We start from the raw sequence: 21,136 nt of genomic DNA, 5'->3' as shown, positions 1-21,136 counted from the left end.
TTGTTGTATTTTAAATACAATTATTAATAACTTTGTATCCTTAAAAATTCAAATCTTAAAATAATGAATACACAACAACTTTCGCTTATTAAAGCAACCGTACCTATCTTAAAAGAACATGGAGTAACATTAACAAAACATTTTTACCAAAGAATGTTTACCCACAACCCAGAATTGAAAAACCAATTCAATATGGGTAATCAAGCTAGTGGCAAGCAACAAACTGCTCTGGCAACCGCTGTATTGGCCTATGCGGAACACATAGAAAATCCAGGGGTTTTAATTGGAGCTCTAAAATCTATTGGTCAAAAACACGTAAGTCTTAACATAACTGCTGAGCAATATGCCATTGTGGGAGGTCATCTAATTGCATCCATTAAAGAAGTTTTACAAGATGGCGCGACCGATGAACTTTTAGAAGCTTGGACTATAGCCTATAATCAATTAGCCCAAATTATGATAGATCTTGAAGCAGGAATGTATAAAGAAAATCGAGAGAAAAAAGGCGGATGGAATGGCTGGAGAACCTTTGTAATTAGTCGCATTGTAGAAGAAAGCACCGAAATTAAATCCTTTTATTTAACACCGAAAGACCAACAACCTATAGCAACTTATCATCCTGGGCAATATTTAACTGTAAAAACATATGTAGATACTTTAGGGCATGAACAACCCAGACAATACAGTTTATCATCAGCTTTTAATGAAAATTTTTATCGCATTACTGTAAAAAAAGAAAATCCAACTGACTTACCCGCTGGTATTGTTTCAAATAATTTGCATGACAAAAAACAAGGTAATGAAATAGAAGTTTCAGTACCCGCAGGATTATTCCACATTGGAGATAGACCAAATCAGCCTTTAATTCTTATTAGTGGAGGTGTAGGAATAACGCCCATGATGAGTATGCTAGAAACTCAAGCGGTGAAAGACAATAAAATTGTTTGGTTACATAGTTGCCGAAATGAAAAGGTACAAGCATTTAAAAATGAAATCGAACATTACAGTACTAATTTTGACAATGTAACCGCATATACTTTTTTCAATGAAATTGAACAAGAAACTGAATTCAAAAGAAACGGATTCTTAGATTTAAAAACATTAAAGGAGGACGTTATTTTACCAGAAGCTCAATACTACATTTGTGGCCCAACACCATTTATACAAGTGCAATTTGAAACTTTAAAAAATTTAGGGGTAGCACAAGAGGCTATTTTTTACGAGGAATTTGGTCCACAATTATTAAATCTTAATTAAATTTGTTGTATTTAAAACATAACAACAAATTTAATTACCAATGAAACTGAACCACTTTACCGATTTTGGGATGCGCGTGCTCATCTATCTCGAACATTTAGACTCAAACCAATCGACGTCTTTAGATGAATTGGCAGAAAAATTTAAAATATCAAGAAATCATTTAATTAAGGTGGTTCAGTTTTTATCGCATAGCGAATTAATTCAAACCAAAAGAGGCAAGAATGGAGGCATTTCGATAGCTAAAAAAGCACAAGAAACGCCAATTGGACAATTAATTCATCTATTAGAACAAGATGAAAGTCCTATTATTGATTGCCAAGCAAAAACTTGTATCTTCCCCTCCCAACAATGCCAATTAAAACACTTATTTCAAATAGGTTATCAAGCCTTTATAGCTGTATTGGACGAATATTATTTAAAAGATTTACGCTTTGAAAACTGGAACCAAATTATCAATCAAAACGCTTAGTAACACTTTAGTCATTACAGCTACCATAACCCTCACCCTGACATTTCTAAATTCAGTACATTTTTCATTTTATATCTGGTTACGGTCTTGGGTAATCGCCACGAGTATCAGCTTAATCTATCAGGTATTTATTTTTCCTTACACTAAATACTTTAAAAAGGAATAAACCATATAAGCACACAAAAGAAACTTAAATCACTCCTATGCCTTATATGGTTCAATATTTATCAATCCTGATTTTCAATGGATTTATACGCATCAATAATTTTCTTAACTAGACGGTGACGCACGATATCTTTATCATCCAGATAAATAATTCCAATTCCATCCACATTTTTCAAAACCAAAAGCGCTTCTTTAAGTCCCGAAATGGTACGGCGTGGCAAATCCACCTGACCAGGGTCGCCTGTAATGATAAACTTAGCATTTTTACCCATACGTGTCAGGAACATTTTCATTTGACTATGAGTGGTATTTTGCGCTTCATCTAAAATCACAAAAGCATTGTCTAAAGTACGACCACGCATAAATGCCAAAGCGCAATTTGAATAATACCTTTTAAAATATAATCTTCTAAGGTTTGTGGCGGAATCATATCGCGCAGTGCATCATAAAGCGGTTGCATATACGGGTCTAATTTTTCCTTCATATCACCAGGCAAAAAACCTAGGTTCTCCCCTGCTTCTACCGCTGGGCGAGTCAATATAATGCGTTTGACTTGCTTTTCTTTTAATGCTTTTACTGCCAAGGCAACTCCAGTATAGGTCTTACCTGTTCCCGCGGGACCAACAGCAAAAACCATATCATTCTTCTGCAAAGTATCCACTAGCAACTGTTGATTAGGTGTCATGGCCTTAATTAGCTTTCCTCCTATACCATGTACCAAAATTTTATCTTGGTCAGCCATTTGCCCCGTTTGTTGCGAATCGCCTTCCACAATACGCATAATCACATTGTCATCAATACTATTAAAACGGGTAAAATGCAACATCAACCTTCGGAAGCGGACTTCAAACTCGTCCAAGACTTCTTCTTCACCAAAAGCTTTTAAAGTAGTCCCTCTGGCAACAATTTTTAATTTAGGATAATATTTTTTAATCGTCTCAAAATGCTTATCCTGAGCGCCCCAAAAATCTTTTGGAGCAATATTTTCTAATTCGATTACTCTTTCGTTCAAAGGCAATATGATTTAGTTAAAAATAAATTCGTTTTGTTTCTCTCAAATCTACTAATTTTGTCGGAATAATACAGCAATAGTTATAAACAATCGAATGTCAATAATTACACTTACTACCGATTTTGGACTCAAAGACCACTTTGTAGGTGCGCTTAAAGGGAAGATACTCACGCAACTTCCTAATGCTCAAATTATTGATATCTCACACGAAATTGACCTGTTTAATATTTCCGAAGCCAGTTATGTGGTTCGTGCAGGCTACTACAACTTTCCTAGTGGTACAGTTCATCTTATAGGAGTGGATAGCGAACGAACAGCAAACACGAAACATCTAGTCGTTTTTTGGAATAATCACTATTTTGTATGTGCTGATAATGGGATTATGAGTTTGGTTTGTCAGAATCAAAAACCACAAACCATTATTGAAATTGATGTAGCGGATAAACTCCCCAAATCAGCAACAGACTTAGATGTTTTACTAGCGGTGGCTTGTCATATCGCAAAAGGCGGACAACTGGACGTTATAGGAAAACCTATAACCGAACTCAAACCACAAAACCAATTGCAAGCCGTGATTGAAGCGGATAAAATTCGCGGTAATGTGATTTACTTTGACCATTTTGGGAACTGCATTACGAATATCACCAAAGAAATGTTTGAAGCGGTTGCTAACGGCAGAAATTTTGAGATTCAACTTAACGATTTCAGATTCAACACCCAGCGAAGCAAAACCATTACCAAAATCAGTCGTTCTTATGCTGATTTTACCGTGCGTGATGGTTATACTCTAAAAGATTACGAAGGTGAAAAACTAGCCTTATTCAACGAAGCAGGTTATTTAGAAATTGCTATTTACAAGAGCAATCCTAACACGACGGGTACAGCTAAAACCTTATTTGGTTTGAAATTCAGAGATGTAATTTCGGTGGTTTTCAAATAGTTTTTTTCTTTAGCTTTGAAAAAAAAGATGAACTATAAAATTTCTTTTGAACAACGCACCCGACTTGCACTTGAAAATTTGTCGAAACAAGCTCCAGTCACCTTGGAAGAAGCTAGAGCGCAAGCACAATGGTTAAAATTGACTAGTAAATCAGACTTTAAAAAAAGTAGACCCTAATATTTGAATAAAAAAATCATGTTCGTACGCATAGTAAAATTAAGTTTCCACCAAGAAAACATACCTGCCTTCTTAGCTAATTTTGAAGAAATCAAAGAAAAAATCCGTGCTTCAAAAGGCAACCGTTTGTTGGAATTATACCAAGATAAAAACAATCCGTGTATCTTTTTCACTTACAGTTACTGGGAAACCGAACAAGATTTAGAGGATTACCGTAATTCGGCTTTGTTTGACGAAGTTTGGACCTTTACCAAAAAATTATTCAACGATAAACCTGAAGCATGGAGCGTGGATAAACTGGCTTCGTTGATTTAATTTTTGAATTTAGAATTTAGAATTCAGAAAGAGTAAAAAGTAATTAGTGAAAAGTAATTAGTATCACTTAACCACAACGTTTGTCACGCTGAGGCACGAAGCGTCTATTTTAATTTTGAAAAAATTGGGTGATGGGTGTTGGATGATGGAAGTTGAATTTAGAAATCAGAATTTAGAATTTAGAAACTGCAAAAAATAAGAAAGTATCAATACTTTTAAAATTTTGTCTCTTTGTCTCTTTGTCTCTTTGTCTCTTCTAAACATCTAAACTTTTAAACTTTTAAACCTTTAAACTTTTAAACTCATAAACATTTAAACTTATAAACTTTCAACTATTAAACTATTAAACTATTTTTACACCCAAAGTTTAAAAACATAATGAAAGCGTTATTACTTAAAGAATTCCGTTCCTTTTTTGGTTCGCCTATAGGCTATTTGGTTATCGCCATCTTTTTACTTCTAACAGGTCTGTTTTTATGGGTATTTGAAGGAGATTATAACATTTTAAATTCTGGTTTTTCCGATTTGACTCCGTTTTTCACCATAGCCCCTTGGATTTTACTTTTTCTTATCCCAGCAGTGACAATGCGTAGTTTTTCGGATGAAAAAAAACAGGGCACTATGGAATTACTATTAACCAAACCTTTGAGTATTTTGGAAATTGTAAATGGTAAGTTTTTAGGTGCTTTCCTGCTTTTATTAATAGCCATCCTTCCTACTTTAGTATATGTAAAAGTGCTATATGATTTAGGATTACCTGAGGGCAATTTAGATTTTGGAAGCACCATTGGTTCGTATTTTGGACTGTTATTTCTTATGGGTGCTTATACGGCTATAGGCATTTACACCTCATCGCTGTCAGACAATCAAATTGTAGCTTTCCTCCTATCGGTTTTACTATGCTTTGTGTTCTATTTTGGATTTCAAGGCATTTCAACATTCCCGTTTTGGGGCAATTTCGGTACTACAATAGCGTCTTTGGGCATGGATGCACATTACAAGAGCATTAGCCGTGGGGTAATTGATACCCGTGATTTGATTTATTTTATCAGTGTAATTTGCTTTTTTATTGCATTGACAGTTCTTAACCTTAAAAATTATAAGAAATAAGATGAAAGCAAATGCAAAAAAAATCTTGGGTCTTATCATTGGATTACTCCTTATCAACATAGCCAGTAACTTTGTTTTCAAACGATTTGACTTAACACAAGATAAACGATACACCCTCTCGGACACTTCTTTGGAAATTTTAAAAAATGCCAAAGAACCTTTGTACATCGATGTTTTTTTAGAAGGAAATTTTCCAGCAGAATTCAAACGATTACAAACCGAAACACGTCAGATTTTAGAGGAATTAAAGGCCTATAACTCCAATATTATTTTTCAGTTTGTGAACCCGTTAGAAAATCCTGAAGAGGCAGATGCGGTTATGCAACAATTTTACGAACGTGGCTTAACTCCCATTCAAATTTCGGTGGATGACAAAGGAAAACAATCGCAAGAAGTGGTATACCCTTGGGCTATTGCTACCTATAAGGACAAAAGCGCCAAAATTCCGTTGCTTAAAAATCGTATGAAAGCCAGCACAGAAGAAAAAGTGATTAACTCCGTTCAGCATTTAGAATATGCTTTTACCAATGCGTTTCATAAAATTACAACGCCTAAGAAGAAAAAAATTGCAGTTATAAAAGGTAAAAATGAATTGCCTGATGTGTTTAAAGCTGATTTTCTTCAAACGGTAAAAGACAATTATTTTATTGCACCTTTCCCAATTGACTCGGTAAAAACAAATCCCGAATTGATTCAAAAAGCGCTTAAAACTTTTGATTTAGCTATCATTGCTAAACCTACCTCAGCCTTTACCGATGCCGAAAAACAAGTTTTAGACCAATTTATTATTCATGGAGGGAAAACACTTTGGTTAATTGATGGGGTTAAAGTTTCTATGGAAGATTTGAATCAGACAGGAAACACCTTGGCTTTTGCTAATGATTTAGGACTAAACGATATGTTTTTCAAATATGGTTTCCGTATCAATCCTGTTTTAATTAAAGACTTACAATGCACCGAAATTGCCCTAGCCACAGGCAAACGCGGTAGCGAAACTAATTATCAAAATTTCCCATGGATGTATTCGCCTTGGATTAACACCGAGAGCAAACATCCTATTGTAAACAATATTGATGGTATCAAAATGGATTTTGTTAATCCGATTGACACCCTAAAAAATGGGATAAAGAAAACCGTTTTATTGCAATCATCCCCTTATTCTCGAACTGTGGGCACGCCTGTAGAAGTTAGTTTGGATATGGTTAATGAAAAACCAGACGAAAAAGAATTTCAACCAGGCAATTTCCCTGTGGCAGTTTTACTGGAAGGACAATTCCATTCTGTTTTTGAAAATCGTGTGTTAGCTATAAAAACCAACACGTTTAAAGCGACTAACAAAACGTCAAAGATGATAGTAGTTTCGGATGGGGATGTCATCAAAAATCAATTGGATGAAAAAGGACAGCCGATGGAACTTGGTTTTGACCGATGGACCAACCGCTTGTACGCTAATAAAGAATTTATGATGAATTGTGTGAATTATTTATTAGATGATAACGGGCTTATCAATATTAGAAGCAAAGAAGTCGATTTGCCTTTGTTAGACAAACAAAAAGTATATGAAGACTATACCTATACACAATTCTTAACCGTAGGCTTACCCTTGGTTCTTTTAACTATCTTTGGCGTCGTGATTACGTATCTGCGAAAAAGAAAGTTTGCGAGATAGTTTAGTACAACTTCAATAGTTTAAAAAAAAAACACAGATTTTAAAATTTTAAAATCTGTGTTTTTTTTTTTTAGCATTTCGTTTATTATCAATAGTTATACTAACTATACTGTTATATAAAAAAGGCTTTAATACTTAGCTTTATGAAGAAAAACATAAATACATTAATTATTCTAATTTGCATGCTATTTTTAAACTTTGCATAATCTCAAAACACTCCTAAAGTAACTGTAAAATTATTTTCACCAAAAAAACAACTCATATAGTATTTATTATCCTGAAAATTTCATAATTGAAGAAAATGAAGATGGTATTGTAAACATTATCAACGATAAACTCAATAATAACGAAAAGGAAAACTTTAACATTACTATTAGCAGTTATGAATTGGAGAAAAAATTATCAGAAAATAAAACTATTGAAATCATGAGAAACTATTTTTTCGAATATTTCAAATTAAAAATAGAAGAAAAAGATTACGGCTCTTATAAAACGGAATTTGAGAATCTTATTGAATTTACCTTCAAAGAAAATGATAATTTTTGGAAATGGTGGGCTATCACAAAAGAAAACAAAATTGTGATTGTATCACTTAATAAAAAAACTGAAGTAACAAATGATAATATCATGCTATTAAGACGCATGATAAACAGTTTAAACTTCCATTAGACTATAGACATATCATTCTAAATTAAAACACAGATTTAAAAAAGTGACATATTAATCAATAAAATGATGGTTTTCATATCGAGTTATAAAAGAAAACAAATTTAACGCATTTATAGAGAGAAGAACTCAGTTATTAAGAATCAATACAAATAAATAAAATTATTCATTTTTTTGTTTTTCATATACTTTTTTTTATAAATTTGAAATAGTTAAGAAAATATATGTTAATTTCTTAAGACAAACTAAACAAAAGACAAACTAAACAAAAGTCAAACTAAACAAAAAACAAACTGAACAAAAAACAAACTGAACAAAAAACAAACTAAACAAAAGACAAACTAAACAAAAGACAAACTAAACAAAAGACAAACTAAACAAAAAACAAACTGAACAAAAGACAAACTAAACAAAAGTCAAACTAAACAAAAGTCAAACTAAACAAAAAACAAACTGAACAAAAAACAAACTGAACAAAAAACAAACTGAACAAAAAACAAACTGAACAAAAAACAAACTAAACAAAAGTCAAACTAAACAAAAGTCAAACTAAACAAAAGTCAAACTAAACAAAAAACAAACTGAACAAAAGTCAAACTAAACAAAAAACAAACTGAACAAAAGTCAAACTAAACAAAAGACAAACTAAACAAAAGACAAACTGAACAAAAAACAAACTGAACAAAAAACAAACTGAACAAAAAACAAACTGAACAAAAAACAAACTGAACAAAAAACAAACTGAACAAACATCAAGTCAGGTAAATACTACCTAATAAATCAAGCTAATTCAAAACATTACTACAAATGAAATGCAAATTATATTTTGTACTGTTGTGTGTATTCACAACTTTCATGATGCGAAGTCAAAATAACCAAACAGCTCAACGCTTTTTTTATGAGCATACTTTTAAAACTACAAAAAGTGCAACTGAAGGTGAAAAAATCATTACTATTTTAGATGTTTCAAAAGACAAATCGATTTATAGAGATTACACGGTTATAGCACAAGATTCAATTTTAGAAATTGAAGTTGAAAAGATGAAAAAAACAGGTGTTTTTGTGCAAATGGAAAAATTAATAAAAATGCCAAAGTTTAGTTATAAGATTGCAAAAAATTATCCAACTTTTGAAACCTCATATATTGATGGAATAGAAAAAAGCTTATATGGCTATAAAGAAAAAAACAATTTTGACTGGAAAATAATTGAAGAAAAAGCAGTAATTGAAGGCTATAATTGTCAAAAAGCTACAGTTACTTATGCAGGAAGACAATGGGAGGCATGGTTTACACTGGATTTACCTTTTCAGGATGGTCCCTATAAATTTAAGGGTCTACCAGGTTTAATTGTAAAACTAAGTGACCTAGAGTTAGATTACCAATGGGTTTTAAAAGCAAATAAAAAAATATACAATTATAACGAAAACTCTTTTTCTGACAATTTATATTACAATGGTAATTTTACGGTTAATTATACAGCAAGACCTAAATTCGAAAAAGTATATACCGAATATAAAAAAGACCCATTAGCAGCTATGCGAGGACAACTAAAGCCAGAAATGATGGCGCAAAAAATGCCTGGTAGTCAAGTTACTTACGGACAAATGATTGATAATCAAAACAAAATATTAAAAGAGATTTTGAATTCAAACACGAACCCTATTGAACTTAATTAATTTGAATAAATATTTATTACTTAATACATTTTTAACTTTAATTTTTATTTTATGAACAAGAATCAAGAACTAAACGAGAAAGTTCAAAACGAGGTTAACATCGAAATCGTTTCAGAACAAGAAATGTTAAACCTTTTCCATGTTGAGGAATTAGAAAACAGACTAGAAATGGCTACTATTGCAACTTCAGAACTTGATGCAGCAGAGGCAAGCAACAAAATTTGTTGGTTAGCTTAATTAGCTTAATCTTAACAAAATTAAGGCTTCTATTTTTAAGAAGCCTTTTTTTTTAAAAAAAAACAAAAAAAGAAGTCTACCTTTTTTTTATCAGAAAAACTTAATCAAATTCAATTCCTCATAAACAAATTCTAAACACTTGAATTATGCTAAATTTAACGAGTAAGCTTCAAATAGATCTTAATGAAAATGACTTAAACACTTCTATAAATCACATGTATGAACTTATAGATACTATATCCATACCTACGAGTTTAAAATCATTAGTCTTTCCAGAGAACTTTTTAGATCATAAATTTTATTTTATCATTCCAAAATTTTTCAAAGACAGTTATAAAGTAAAGAGCAAAAAATTTGTTAATGACATCTGTAATTCTGGATATTTTTATTTCAAATATTTACTTTGCCTTGATTCACTAACTGATCAAGACGTATTAATAGATAATGAAGAAATAAAAAAAAATTTATACAAAATTCAAATTTTACAATCACATATATATCACGAACAAGCTTTAAAAATTTTAGGATATTATTTTGGAAAGAATGCTAATTTTTGGAATGCTTGGAATCAAAGAAATCAAGATTTTTTAAAGAGCATACAAATGGACAGCTTTTACAATATCAATCTTACTATTGAGGAATATGAGCAATTGTGTATAGGTAAGTGTAGTTTTACAAATGTTGCAGTAGATGTTTTTAATTTTTATTTTAAAAATGAGGACAAAAACAAATACAATGATTTAGTTGAAATAAATAATCTTTTTTCTATAGCGAGATGTATATTAGATGATATTGAAGATTTTAAAAAAGATTTAATTTTTAAAAAAAACAATTTAGGACACATTTTTTTAAATAAATGGTTAACATCTAGAAATGCATCTATTGATACCTATAATAATGAGGAACTCGAAAAACTTTTAATTTCATCAGGAGTATTAGAGAACTTACTAACACACTCCATTGACTATTTGAACAAAGCAATTTCAATTTGTAATAAATATGAAGGTGTTTTAGATAAATATAAAAAACTTTTAACATCTGTATTAAATTCTGTTGTTTTTTATAAAGTACAAACCCAAAGCTATCGTGTTGATGTACTTATAAAACATAAAACCATAAACACAAATAAAAGAAAAAATAACACTTTAGATAATGCTATAACAAACTCAAAAAAATATATAGTAGCCTTACAATTTCAAAACGGCAGTTGGTACGAAAATTCAAACAAACAAGGCCTAAGCAATACATGGGCAACTGGTTTCATTAGCTCTTTTTTAGAGGATCATGATCTTGAAAAACAAAAATCAGTAGAATTTTTAAAAACTACACAAACTAACTATTTATGGGGTTACAATACAGATTGGTCCTATGATTTTGATTCGACAACCTGTGCATTAATGAACGTAATTTCAACTCCAGTAGACACTAAGCACATTACAAATTGGCTAAGTGGACAAAACAGCGATGGAGGTTTTAGCACCTATTCAAAAAATGATAGCGCTTTATTAGAAAAATTGAACCTTAAAGAAAACAAAGTTAAAGGGTGGGTACAGTCACATATATGCGTGAGTGCTTTAGCTTATTATTTTGTGGTTACAAAAAAAATAGAAACACATATTGATATAAAAAATTTAAAAGAATACTTACTTTCAAACACAAATCAAGCAGGAGTTTGGGATTCATATTGGTGGACATCGCCGGTATATGCTACCAGCTTTATTATTCAATCCTTAATTAATGAAAAAACACAAGACACCACATTAATTAATACTAAACTCGAAGCTTTATTAAAGTTACAAACTAAAAACGGAAGCTTTATATGCCCTATAAATAAAATAGAAAGTGCCTTTTATACCGCTTTAGTATTAGACACTCTATGTGCAGATAAAAAATATTACCAAAAATTTAACAAAGAAGCTCATAAATCCTGTCAATGGTTACTAGAAAACCAACTGGCAAATGGCGCTTTTGAAAACACTAATTATCAAGTAATACCTAATCCAAATGTTACTAAATGGAAAACCTCTCATAAGTTTATAAAAAACAGCTTTGGGGCTGGTAATTGTGTTACTGGCGAACAGTATGGTTTGTTTACCACTAGTGTTGCATTAAGAGCTCTTAGACGATTTTCTCAATTAAATAATTAGTCATGGAAAACAGTATTGAACTCTCAAATGTTTTAAAAATAAACAGAAATTGTTCATGGAAAAAATTTGATGAAAAAAATCATCTTATATGTATTGATGACGAGAAAAAATCAAAGTTATATTTAACTAATGAAGTGGTTGATCTTTTGAAATTAGTAAATGGTAAAAATACTATTGAAGAAATAAAGACCATATACAATCTCAATTCAAAATATGAATTATCAAATCAAACTATTTTAAAAATATTTCAAGAAAAATTATTTGGCTTTGGTATATTTGAAGGCGATACAATTAATAGAATTGAAACTAAAGACAAATATATTTGGCTTAAAATAACGCTTTTTAATAAAACACTAGTCAAAAAAATTGCAAGTATATTCACACCTGCTTTTAAAAAAAACATTTTTTATCCCATATTATTAACCTGTGCAATTATTACAATATTGCCTTTCTTTTTTGTGAATTTCACAAAAGTATATCATGCAGTAAATGGTGATTTGTTTGTAAATTTTATAATAATTAACATACTTACCTTAGTATTACATGAGTTTGGGCATTCTGCAGCCTGTCAAAAATTTGGGGGCGAAGGTGGAAGTATAGGTTTAGGATTATACATACTATCTCCTGTATTTTTTTCAGATGTTACAGATGCGTGGCGCTTGCATCGAAAAGAACGCCTTATTGTGGATTTAGCTGGCATATATATGCAATTGATAATTACAGCTATTTTTAGTTTGACTTACTTTTTTAATCACGACATTCGAATAATCAGTTTGATTAGCCTTATATTATTTGGTATACTTTTCAACTTGAATCCTTTTTTAAGGTATGATGGTTATTGGGCATTAAGTGATTTAATGAATTTAACCAATCTTAAAGAACGTTCAGCAAAAATAACAGGAAAGTTTTACGGCTGGATTGTGGGTATAAACAAAAATTTTTCTCCTTCTAAAAAAGAAATTATACTTATCTTTTATGGAAATATATCTATACTTTTTGTCGCCTATATTTTCTTTTACATGGTGGTAAAACAGCATAATTCGTTATTAAATTTTCCTAAAAACATATTTGCATTCACAACAGAAATTCTAACAAATACGCCAAAAGATTTTAATTGGTATAAAAAAAACATAGTTAGTTTGTTTCCATTTGCAGCATTTTACACAGTTATACTGATTTCATTTTACAAAAACTTAAAAGACTATTACAAAAAACATTATGGGAAAATATAAACTATCACATTACTTATTTTTCAATCAAAGCTTTATCGATACAAATCAAACTTTGATATATTCAACGATTTCAAACAAATTATTACGTATTTCGAATTATTTTGCTGATTTATTAAAAAAAGAGCTATTTGATCAAATCCCTAAAGACACTTTTGATAAGTTAATTCAAGATAATATAATAGTACCGGACACTAAAGATGAATTGCTAGAATTAATTTCTGAAAATAAAAGACATGAAATAAACGAAAGTACTTTATTTGAAGTTATCCAACCCAGTGCATGGTGCCAGTTAGGTTGTTATTATTGCGGACAAAGTCATAAAAAAGATGTTTTAACAGATCAAACCATTGCTAATATCGCAAAAAGAATTTATGAAAAACTTAAAGCAAATGATCGTTATAAAACCTTAACAATGGGCTGGTTTGGTGGTGAACCCTTAACAGGAATTAACACCATGCGAAAATTAAATAATCTTATTAAAAGCTATTGTGAGGAATTAGGTGTTGAACTTAAAAACTCCATTTTAGTAACAAACGGAATGAGTTTAAAACTAGATATTTACAAAGAAATGGTTGAAGAATTCAAGATAAGTCAATTTGAAATAACTTTAGATGGACTAGCAGAATATCATGACCAACACAGATATTTAAAAAAGGACCATGAAGGATCATTTGATATTATCTACAATAATTTGAAGACCATTTTAAATTCAGTTTTTTTTAACAAAACTGAGCAAAAAATAACCATTAGATGCAATATTGATTCTAAAAATTTTGAGGGGGTCGAACCACTAATCTTGCAACTTGCAGCAGATAATTTACATCAAAAAATTGAGCATTTTTACTTTGCGTCCATTTATTCATGGGCAAAAAATGAGGCACACAAGCAATCACTAAGCAAAGAAGAATTAGCTTATTATAAACTAAAATGGGAAATGCTTAAAATTAGACTCGGTTATAACGTAAACCAAATGGCTAAACGAAAATATAATACTTGTATGCTTACCAGTCAAAACTCTGAAATGTATGACACTTATGGTAATGTATATAATTGCACCGAAGTTTCATTAACAGATGTATATAAAAATTCAAAATATGCCTTAGGAAACGTTAATGAGACAGTTTCTAATCAACGTACTTATACAGATTGGTATGATAAGGTATGGGAAAACAAAGCTTATCAATGCAATTCGTGCAAAATTTTTCCAATATGTGGTAGTGCTTGTCCAAAATCATGGATGGAAGGTAATGCACCTTGTCCTACTGTAAGATATAGCATAAAAGATGATATTCAATTACTGGAAATAAAGATTCATAGCAAAACAAAATCAGAACTTTTATCCCATTTAGAGCGCTTTGAAAAGAACATTAAAATAGAAAACATGATCTATAATTAATATGGAAAAAGACTTAATTAAAACTTTTTTAGGAGGAATCCCTAGCTTTTATAATAACAATAACCCTTACAAGGATTATAAAAAAATGAGAGATAAATTGCCTATTCAGCGATTATCTCCCATGAGATGGTTGGTTATGAAATATGAAGATGCTGTATCCATCATGCAAAACCCATCAGTTTCTCATTGGGGACAAGATACTCAAACTCAATATGCGCTTTTTGGTAAACAAAGTACGATGTCCAAAACCATGTATGCTTATGCTCCTGAAATTGATAGCCCACATAGAAAAAAAGTACTTCATGGTTTAGCCGCTCGAAATTTGAAATTTGAAAAAGAAGCCATGATACTCACGGCTCAAAAATACATCCAAGAATGCTTAAAAAAAGAAAAATTTGATTTTGTAAACGATTTTGCTAATCCATACACATTTGAAACCATAAGTCGCATTATAGGTATACCTGAATCAGATATAGCTGAATTAACTGCAATTGTAAGCAAGCTTAAATTTGGCTATTTAACACTAATTAACAATTTAAATCCCGAAGATGCTGTTGAAAAAGAATTTATACTTTTTTTAAAAAATTTTATAGCTAAAAAAGCCACCGCTTTAGAAGATGATCTAGCAAGTGCGCTAATAGAATCTTGTAAAGCTGTAGGTGAATCGAATGATTTTGCATTATGCTTACTAATTTTTCTTTTTTATGCTGGACACGATAATATGATGAATTTTTTAGGTAATGGCTTTATAGCGCTATATGAAAATCAATCCATTTACCAGCAATTAAAAACTCAACCAGAATTAATACCAAATACAATTGACGAATTGTTACGTTATGATAGTCCTGTACAATTTTCACTACTATTCGCTAAAAATGATATTCAGTTAAATAATATTAAAATTGTTGCTGGTAGTCAGATATTAGTTTGCATAGGATCAGCGAATCGAGATCCTGAAAAATTTGAAAACCCAGATGAAATTGTACTCAATCGAACACCGCAACATTTAAGTTATGGACATGGCGCATACAGGTGTATTGGGGCTCGATTAGCACAACTACAATCGGCTACAGCTTTTGAAGTTTTAATCGATCAGCTTGCTATAGATCAACTAAAAATTTCTAACACATCTTGGAAAAAAGAACAATATATTCAAAGAGGACCAAAAAAAATAACCGTAACTGCGCACAAATAACATGGAATTCAAATTATCAAAATATATAATTTTAAGCGATACTTTTCAAGAAAAAAAGGATTTACACGAATTTAAAATCATTTACTCTTGCCGAAAAAAAATGGGCATTAAAATTCATAGTGGTCTTGAGCAGTTTTTATTGAAAGAGCAGTTTAAGGCTCTCCCAGATAACATTTTCTCAATGTTGATGCACTATGAAATTATCATCCCGAAAGAAGAAAATGAAGCCCTTTTTCTATACAATTTTAATAGCATTTTACACAGTACTAACGAATTTTTGGAAAATGAAAATGCAGAACCCTATAATCAAAATCTAGATTTGAACACTTCCTTAGATCAAGAAAAGATCAAATTGAAACAACTTATCCAACAGGGGCAAATGCAGGATTTTCTAGAAAACAACGATCAAATGTCTCTTCTTTTTATAGATACTGAAAAAAACATATCAATAATACCTTTAGATCGACCTTATTCATCTTTAAAAAATGAATCTTATATAAATATTATTAACAATAATAATAACACTAATACCTATTTACTACCTATAAATTATTTAAAACAAAATCAATTAAATGAAACTGTTTTAGAAAAATTTATAGATAACTTGAAATTAAAATTATTGCTAAAATACAAAATCAATACTAGAAATGATTAATCAAAAAAACAGAATCCAATGGCATAAAAACAACCTCATTGAAAAAAGTGGTTATGTGGTATATTATATGAATTCCTTAAAAAATCATCTTAGTGTTGAGGATAGACAAACTTTGTATATGATTTCAAAATATTACACTGATGGAGTAGAATCATCAAGAGAGAATATTAAGCTAGCAGAATATTACTTCTCGGTAGGTGAATATTATCAAACAAAAGTACCTGCTAACAAAGAATTACTTCGCAAATTAATAAGCAATTCATATGGTCGCTCAAAATCATATTATCATTATAAAATAAATGAATATCAAGAAGCATTAGAGCAGATAAAACTCACTTTGGAAATAAACAAAAGCATCAAAAATGAATTTCCTATTCTCATTTTTGATAGTATTTCGCATTATAAAAACTATCTGAAAGTATTAATTACAACAGGAAATATTGATGAAGCAAATCATATATTATATGAGATTATTATATTTTTAATTACTGGTTCAACCGAATTAAAGGCGCTAAATAATTGTTATGAAGTAATTAGCGATGCTCATTTTTATGAATTCCGATTGTTTTTCATCAACGATTTCATCTTTAACTACTTGTTTTTAAATACAGATTTCCAAATTGCTAAGAAGAAATTTGATAAAGAATTTCAAAACATCAAAAAACATGTAAGTTCCTATAAAGCCTTATATACATTTTATGAAATTTATCTATCCGAAGACAAAAAAAACTTGAATTCTTTTGAAGTTGAATTCTACAGCTATTTTAATTCTATACCTTTTCAAATACTTACAGAAAAAATTAATTAAATCCCCAATGTGTCTAAGAATACGAATTTTACTTTTAACGTTATCTTTTCCACTATTAGTTTTTGGTCAGAAAAAAATTACTGGTGTTGTAAAAGACCTGAATGGAAATTTAATTTCTAGTGCTAGCATTACTATTCAAGATATGGAAATAGGAACTGTCATTGCGTATGGTATTTCCGATACAAATGGTCAATATAATGTAACTTTTAATTCTTTAAAACCAGCATTAAACTTAAAAATTAAGGCGTTTAATTTCAAAGCACAAGAAAAAAAAATTGAAAACAATAATCATAAAATTGATTTTAGTTTAGAAACTGAAGTAATTGAAATTAAAGAAATAAAACTCAAAACACAGTTAATTACGAAAAGAGGTGATACCATTTCATACAATTTAAATGCTTTTGATAACAAATCAGATAGGACGCTATCAGATGTTTTAAAAAAAATACCAGGTATTAATGTAAATCCAGACGGTTCTATACTCTATCAAGGTACGCTTATCAACAAATTTTATGTAAATGGAAAAGATTTGATGGAGGGTAGTTATGGTACGATAAACAATTCATTACCCAAAGATGATGTGTTAAAAGTAGAGGTTTTAGAAAATCATCAACCCGTTAAAATTTTACAAGAAAATGTAATTTCAGAACAAGCTGCAGTAAATATCAAATTAAAGAAAAAAGTATCTATAACCGGAAGAGGTGAATTAAGTAGTGGCTACAGCAATACTTTCCTTTGGAACGCTAAATTAACCCCTATGTTTTTTGGTCAAAAAAACCAATGGGTACTAAACTATAAAACGAACAATTTAGGCGAAAGCGTTGAAAAAGAGGAAAAGTTATTATCTTTTGGTTCTACTTGGGAAGGCAAACGTATACAAACATTACAAAATGAATGGTTGAGTACAGAGAATGCCATTTTACCTAACCTGCCTGAAAAAAGATATTTATTAAATAAAGTGCATTATTTCTCAGCAAATTTACTAACAAACCCATTCAAAAATAAAGAATGGGAAGTAAAAGTTAATTCTAACTATTCAAATAATGAAATAATCAGAGACTCCCGTGCCGATATCTTTTATTTTCAACCCTATAATCAAATCATTAATACTATTTCAAATAAATTTTATTCAAATAAACTCAAAAGTGAACTGATAATAATCAAAAATGCAAAAAAAGGTTTTTTCAAAAACATTACTACCTATTCCCGATTTTGGAATATACAACAAGCTAATACACTACTTAACGCTTTGACAGCTAATCAAAGTATGGCTGCTCCTACTCTAGCAATTCAAAACTCTTTAAGTGCTATTGTCCCTTGGAAGCAGAAAATGCTAAATATTAAATCATATTTAAACTATCAAACTGATAATCAAACATTAAAAATAGAACCTAAGCAATATGTTTTTAATCTTAGCAATTTAATTGATTCTAACATTATAAAACAAAACTTTGAAATTAAAACTTTTCAATCAGAACATTCAATCAATTTAGGTTTCACAAAAAACGCTTGGACTTTCACTCCTGAAGTAGGAATTGCCTATCGAATAAATACAATGAGTTCTAATTTAGAAGCTATAGATCAAAGTAAAGCTAATACTACCGATTTTTCAAATCAAATAAAATATACTTACTTTAATCCTTATGCAGGTGTTGAAATCAATTTTAAAAAGAATTCTTGGATGTTATTCTTTAAATTCCCCTTTAACTTGAATAGTATAGGTACAGAAGATTTCATAAAAAACACTTCCAAATCTTTTTCTAAGGTTACCTTTGAACCATTACTATATGCTCAATATTCATTTGCTTCACACTGGAAAACATCAATACAAAGCAACATCAGCTATAATTTTGGTGATATAAATACGCTATTTTCAGGGAACATTTTACAAAACCCTTTGAGTTTATCCCGAATGAATTCAAATAACGTACTACAGGAAAGTATCAACAAAAATTTAAATCTAAAATTAGAGTATAGAGATCCATTTACCAATTTATTTTTTAACGCAGGTAATCGTTATGTTCATATCAATAGAAATTCAATATTAAACAATACAATTACCAATGGCATAAGAGAAACAACATTTGATTACACCTCGAATACGGCCTTTAGTAATACTTTGTATGGTGAAATTGGAAAATATTTCCCTAAATTCAAAACCAACACAGCTATCAATATAGGGAATACCTGGTCTAATGATCAACAAAAAATAAGTGGATTACTTAAAGACATTCAAACCTTTAACCAAAATATTTCCTTTAAACTCAATTCGACTTTTTTTAACTGGATGAGTATTGATTACAATTTTTCATACAAATGGATTCAGCAATTAGGTGTTAACATTAATCAATTATCAACAAATGCTCTAGCAAACAAACTAAACATATCATTATATCCTTTAGAAAATCACACTGTTGCTTTAGACTATGATCAACTCAATTCATCTAATACAGTCAATAGCCAAAGAAATGCATTTTTTGATTTATCCTATCAATTTGCTTATAGTAAGAAAAAAATAGACTTTGAATTAAAATGGCAAAATTTCACAAATACATCAGTATTTGAATTATATGATTTATCGACTTTTTATCAAAGCTATTCTAAAATTAATTTACGACCAAGTCAAATTACCTTTGCCGTTAAATTCAATTTTAAATAAAAAAAGCTAAATAAATCAACCTATGAACTTCACTGTGTAAATATCTCATATAAAAAAACTCAAATCTGGAAAAAAACCAACAAATAATTGTTGAAAAAAAATATTTAAAAACTAATTAGTTTACGATATATTTGTAATTCGAAAATCCTATGCAAAATAGGTAACCTTTTAAATAGAGACCAATGAAATTTATTGTATCGAGTTCTTATTTATTAAAACAACTTCAAGTCTTAAATGGTGTAATTAATAGTAGTAATACGCTACCTATTTTAGACAATTTCTTATTCGAATTAAAACAAGACCAATTGGTAGTTTCGGCATCTGATTTAGAAACCACTATGTCAGCTACTTTAAATATCGATTCAACCAGCGAAGGTACCGTTGCGGTTCCTGCCAAGTTGTTATTGGAAATTTTAAAAACCTTTCCTGAACAACCCTTAACATTTACGGTTGAAGAGAATAACACTATCGAAATTAGCTCGCAATCGGGTAAATATGCCTTGGCTTATGCACCTGGTGAAGAGTTCCCGAAAGCAGTTGTTTTAGAAGACCCATCAAAAACATTGGTTCCTGCCGAAGTCTTATCAACAGCGGTTAGTAAAACCATTTTTGCTGCTGGTAATGATGATTTACGTCCTGTAATGAGTGGTGTTTTCTTCCAATTCTCTCCAGAAGGATTAATTTTCGTGGCTACGGATGCACACAAATTGGTTAAATATGCGCGTACTGATGTGAAAGCGTCACAGGTGGCTGATTTTATCATGCCTAGAAAACCTTTGAACATTTTAAAAGGTATTTTAGCAACTTCTGATGCAGAAGTAACGATTGAATACAACGATGCTAATGCTACTTTCTCCTTTGACAATTATGTATTGACTTGTCGTTTAATTGATGGTAAATACCCAAATTATGAAGCGGTAATCCCGAAAGAGAATCCAAATAAATTATTAATAGATCGTACGCTTTTCTTAAGTTCAGTACGTCGTGTAGCGATTTTCTCGAACAAAACAACACACCAAATCCGTTTAAAAATTGCTGGAGCTGAGTTAAACATTTCTGCCGAGGATATTGATTATTCAAACAAAGCAGAGGAACGTTTGACGTGTGATTACCAAGGAGATGACATGCAAATTGGGTTCAACTCACGTTTCTTAATGGAAATGTTGACTAATTTACAAAGCGACATGATTCAACTAGAAATGTCTATGCCTAATCGTGCTGGAATTTTAACTCCTGCTGATGGTTTAGATGAAGGGGAAACCGTAACTATGCTAGTAATGCCTGTAATGCTAAACAGCTAACAAGCAAAAATACAAATACAAATTAGGCTGTCGAGAGACAGCCTTT

18 protein-coding genes and 1 pseudogene are annotated in these 21,136 nt (G+C 30.4%); 18 read left to right on the top strand and 1 reads right to left on the bottom strand.

Annotated features, from left to right (window positions below; translation table 11 throughout):
• Positions 1–63: 63 nt before the first annotated feature.
• Together hmpA and ACQY29_RS08630 are read left to right on the top strand one after the other, a co-directional pair.
• Positions 64–1,257 (top strand): NO-inducible flavohemoprotein, encoded by a 1,194-nt coding sequence (hmpA, locus tag ACQY29_RS08635; protein WP_428224810.1) that lies wholly within the window; start codon positions 64–66, stop codon positions 1,255–1,257.
• 40 nt (positions 1,258–1,297) lie between these two features.
• Complete coding sequence (locus ACQY29_RS08630) at positions 1,298–1,729, top strand: Rrf2 family transcriptional regulator (protein WP_428224809.1); 432 nt, start codon at positions 1,298–1,300, stop codon at positions 1,727–1,729.
• Positions 1,730–1,956: 227 nt separating this feature from the next.
• Here ACQY29_RS08630 and ACQY29_RS08625 read toward each other — a convergent pair.
• Positions 1,957–2,906 (bottom strand): annotated as a pseudogene (locus ACQY29_RS08625) (PhoH family protein).
• Positions 2,907–3,000: 94 nt separating this feature from the next.
• Between ACQY29_RS08625 and ACQY29_RS08620 the strand changes: the two are divergent.
• The 16 genes from ACQY29_RS08620 to dnaN all read left to right on the top strand — a co-directional run bounded on the left by ACQY29_RS08620 (position 3,001) and on the right by dnaN (position 21,090).
• Positions 3,001–3,846, top strand: a complete 846-nt coding sequence (locus tag ACQY29_RS08620; RefSeq protein ID WP_428224808.1) for an SAM hydrolase/SAM-dependent halogenase family protein — start codon at positions 3,001–3,003, stop codon at positions 3,844–3,846.
• A 27-nt stretch (positions 3,847–3,873) separates the two neighbouring features.
• Positions 3,874–4,023 carry a hypothetical protein gene (locus tag ACQY29_RS08615; RefSeq protein WP_428224807.1) on the top strand — a complete coding sequence of 50 codons (150 nt, stop codon included), beginning with the start codon at positions 3,874–3,876 and terminating at the stop codon, positions 4,021–4,023.
• An 18-nt stretch (positions 4,024–4,041) separates the two neighbouring features.
• Positions 4,042–4,338, top strand: coding sequence for a putative quinol monooxygenase (locus ACQY29_RS08610; protein ID WP_428224806.1), 297 nt, complete (start codon positions 4,042–4,044; stop codon positions 4,336–4,338).
• A 378-nt stretch (positions 4,339–4,716) separates the two neighbouring features.
• Entirely contained in the window at positions 4,717–5,448 is a 732-nt protein-coding gene (gldF, locus tag ACQY29_RS08605) for a gliding motility-associated ABC transporter permease subunit GldF (protein WP_428224805.1), read from the top strand.
• A gap of 1 nt (position 5,449) precedes the next feature.
• Positions 5,450–7,117, top strand: a complete 1,668-nt coding sequence (gene gldG, locus ACQY29_RS08600) for a gliding motility-associated ABC transporter substrate-binding protein GldG (protein ID WP_428224804.1) — start codon at positions 5,450–5,452, stop codon at positions 7,115–7,117.
• A gap of 426 nt (positions 7,118–7,543) precedes the next feature.
• Positions 7,544–7,786, top strand: coding sequence for a hypothetical protein (locus ACQY29_RS08595; protein ID WP_428224803.1), 243 nt, complete (start codon positions 7,544–7,546; stop codon positions 7,784–7,786).
• 804 nt (positions 7,787–8,590) lie between these two features.
• Positions 8,591–9,460 carry a GLPGLI family protein gene (locus tag ACQY29_RS08590; protein ID WP_428224802.1) on the top strand — a complete coding sequence of 290 codons (870 nt, stop codon included), beginning with the start codon at positions 8,591–8,593 and terminating at the stop codon, positions 9,458–9,460.
• Positions 9,461–9,511: 51 nt separating this feature from the next.
• Positions 9,512–9,697, top strand: a complete 186-nt coding sequence (locus ACQY29_RS08585; protein ID WP_428224801.1) for a hypothetical protein — start codon at positions 9,512–9,514, stop codon at positions 9,695–9,697.
• A 146-nt stretch (positions 9,698–9,843) separates the two neighbouring features.
• Positions 9,844–11,844, top strand: a complete 2,001-nt coding sequence (locus tag ACQY29_RS08580; protein ID WP_428224800.1) for a hypothetical protein — start codon at positions 9,844–9,846, stop codon at positions 11,842–11,844.
• 2 nt (positions 11,845–11,846) lie between these two features.
• Positions 11,847–13,076 (top strand): hypothetical protein, encoded by a 1,230-nt coding sequence (locus ACQY29_RS08575; protein ID WP_428224799.1) that lies wholly within the window; start codon positions 11,847–11,849, stop codon positions 13,074–13,076.
• The gene (locus tag ACQY29_RS08570) at positions 13,063–14,472 is read left to right on the top strand and encodes a radical SAM protein (protein WP_428224798.1); all 1,410 of its coding nucleotides are present in this window, start codon (positions 13,063–13,065) and stop codon (positions 14,470–14,472) included. Before ACQY29_RS08575 ends, ACQY29_RS08570 begins: the two co-directional genes overlap by 14 nt.
• Position 14,473: 1 nt before the next feature.
• Positions 14,474–15,667 carry a cytochrome P450 gene (locus ACQY29_RS08565; RefSeq protein ID WP_428224797.1) on the top strand — a complete coding sequence of 398 codons (1,194 nt, stop codon included), beginning with the start codon at positions 14,474–14,476 and terminating at the stop codon, positions 15,665–15,667.
• A 1-nt stretch (position 15,668) separates the two neighbouring features.
• A complete protein-coding gene (locus ACQY29_RS08560; protein ID WP_428224796.1) occupies positions 15,669–16,322 on the top strand; it encodes a hypothetical protein in 654 nt (217 codons plus the stop codon).
• Entirely contained in the window at positions 16,315–17,130 is an 816-nt protein-coding gene (locus ACQY29_RS08555) for a hypothetical protein (protein ID WP_428224795.1), read from the top strand. The genes ACQY29_RS08560 and ACQY29_RS08555 overlap by 8 nt, the downstream gene beginning before the upstream one ends.
• A gap of 7 nt (positions 17,131–17,137) precedes the next feature.
• The gene (locus ACQY29_RS08550) at positions 17,138–19,789 is read left to right on the top strand and encodes a carboxypeptidase-like regulatory domain-containing protein (protein ID WP_428224794.1); all 2,652 of its coding nucleotides are present in this window, start codon (positions 17,138–17,140) and stop codon (positions 19,787–19,789) included.
• Between the two features lie 182 nt (positions 19,790–19,971).
• On the top strand, positions 19,972–21,090 hold the full coding sequence (gene dnaN / locus ACQY29_RS08545) for a DNA polymerase III subunit beta (RefSeq protein WP_428224793.1): 1,119 nt from the start codon (positions 19,972–19,974) through the stop codon (positions 21,088–21,090).
• Positions 21,091–21,136 lie beyond the last annotated feature (46 nt).

The organism is Flavobacterium sp., from assembly GCF_965262375.1.
In the GTDB taxonomy this organism is placed as follows: domain Bacteria; phylum Bacteroidota; class Bacteroidia; order Flavobacteriales; family Flavobacteriaceae; genus Flavobacterium.
The sequence above is the reverse complement of the archived record's forward strand: the minus strand, read 5'-3'. Positions and strand labels throughout refer to the sequence as shown.

What these genes read in the sequence shown, in the direction of transcription:
- hmpA (WP_428224810.1), top strand. Translation starts at nt 64, where the DNA reads ATGAATACACAACAACTTTCGCTTATTAAAGCAACCGTACCTATCTTA.
- ACQY29_RS08630 (WP_428224809.1), top strand. Translation starts at nt 1,298, where the DNA reads ATGAAACTGAACCACTTTACCGATTTTGGGATGCGCGTGCTCATCTAT.
- ACQY29_RS08620 (WP_428224808.1), top strand. Translation starts at nt 3,001, where the DNA reads ATGTCAATAATTACACTTACTACCGATTTTGGACTCAAAGACCACTTT.
- ACQY29_RS08615 (WP_428224807.1), top strand. Translation starts at nt 3,874, where the DNA reads ATGAACTATAAAATTTCTTTTGAACAACGCACCCGACTTGCACTTGAA.
- ACQY29_RS08610 (WP_428224806.1), top strand. Translation starts at nt 4,042, where the DNA reads ATGTTCGTACGCATAGTAAAATTAAGTTTCCACCAAGAAAACATACCT.
- gldF (WP_428224805.1), top strand. Translation starts at nt 4,717, where the DNA reads ATGAAAGCGTTATTACTTAAAGAATTCCGTTCCTTTTTTGGTTCGCCT.
- gldG (WP_428224804.1), top strand. Translation starts at nt 5,450, where the DNA reads ATGAAAGCAAATGCAAAAAAAATCTTGGGTCTTATCATTGGATTACTC.
- ACQY29_RS08595 (WP_428224803.1), top strand. Translation starts at nt 7,544, where the DNA reads ATGAGAAACTATTTTTTCGAATATTTCAAATTAAAAATAGAAGAAAAA.
- ACQY29_RS08590 (WP_428224802.1), top strand. Translation starts at nt 8,591, where the DNA reads ATGAAATGCAAATTATATTTTGTACTGTTGTGTGTATTCACAACTTTC.
- ACQY29_RS08585 (WP_428224801.1), top strand. Translation starts at nt 9,512, where the DNA reads ATGAACAAGAATCAAGAACTAAACGAGAAAGTTCAAAACGAGGTTAAC.
- ACQY29_RS08580 (WP_428224800.1), top strand. Translation starts at nt 9,844, where the DNA reads ATGCTAAATTTAACGAGTAAGCTTCAAATAGATCTTAATGAAAATGAC.
- ACQY29_RS08575 (WP_428224799.1), top strand. Translation starts at nt 11,847, where the DNA reads ATGGAAAACAGTATTGAACTCTCAAATGTTTTAAAAATAAACAGAAAT.
- ACQY29_RS08570 (WP_428224798.1), top strand. Translation starts at nt 13,063, where the DNA reads ATGGGAAAATATAAACTATCACATTACTTATTTTTCAATCAAAGCTTT.
- ACQY29_RS08565 (WP_428224797.1), top strand. Translation starts at nt 14,474, where the DNA reads ATGGAAAAAGACTTAATTAAAACTTTTTTAGGAGGAATCCCTAGCTTT.
- ACQY29_RS08560 (WP_428224796.1), top strand. Translation starts at nt 15,669, where the DNA reads ATGGAATTCAAATTATCAAAATATATAATTTTAAGCGATACTTTTCAA.
- ACQY29_RS08555 (WP_428224795.1), top strand. Translation starts at nt 16,315, where the DNA reads ATGATTAATCAAAAAAACAGAATCCAATGGCATAAAAACAACCTCATT.
- ACQY29_RS08550 (WP_428224794.1), top strand. Translation starts at nt 17,138, where the DNA reads ATGTGTCTAAGAATACGAATTTTACTTTTAACGTTATCTTTTCCACTA.
- dnaN (WP_428224793.1), top strand. Translation starts at nt 19,972, where the DNA reads ATGAAATTTATTGTATCGAGTTCTTATTTATTAAAACAACTTCAAGTC.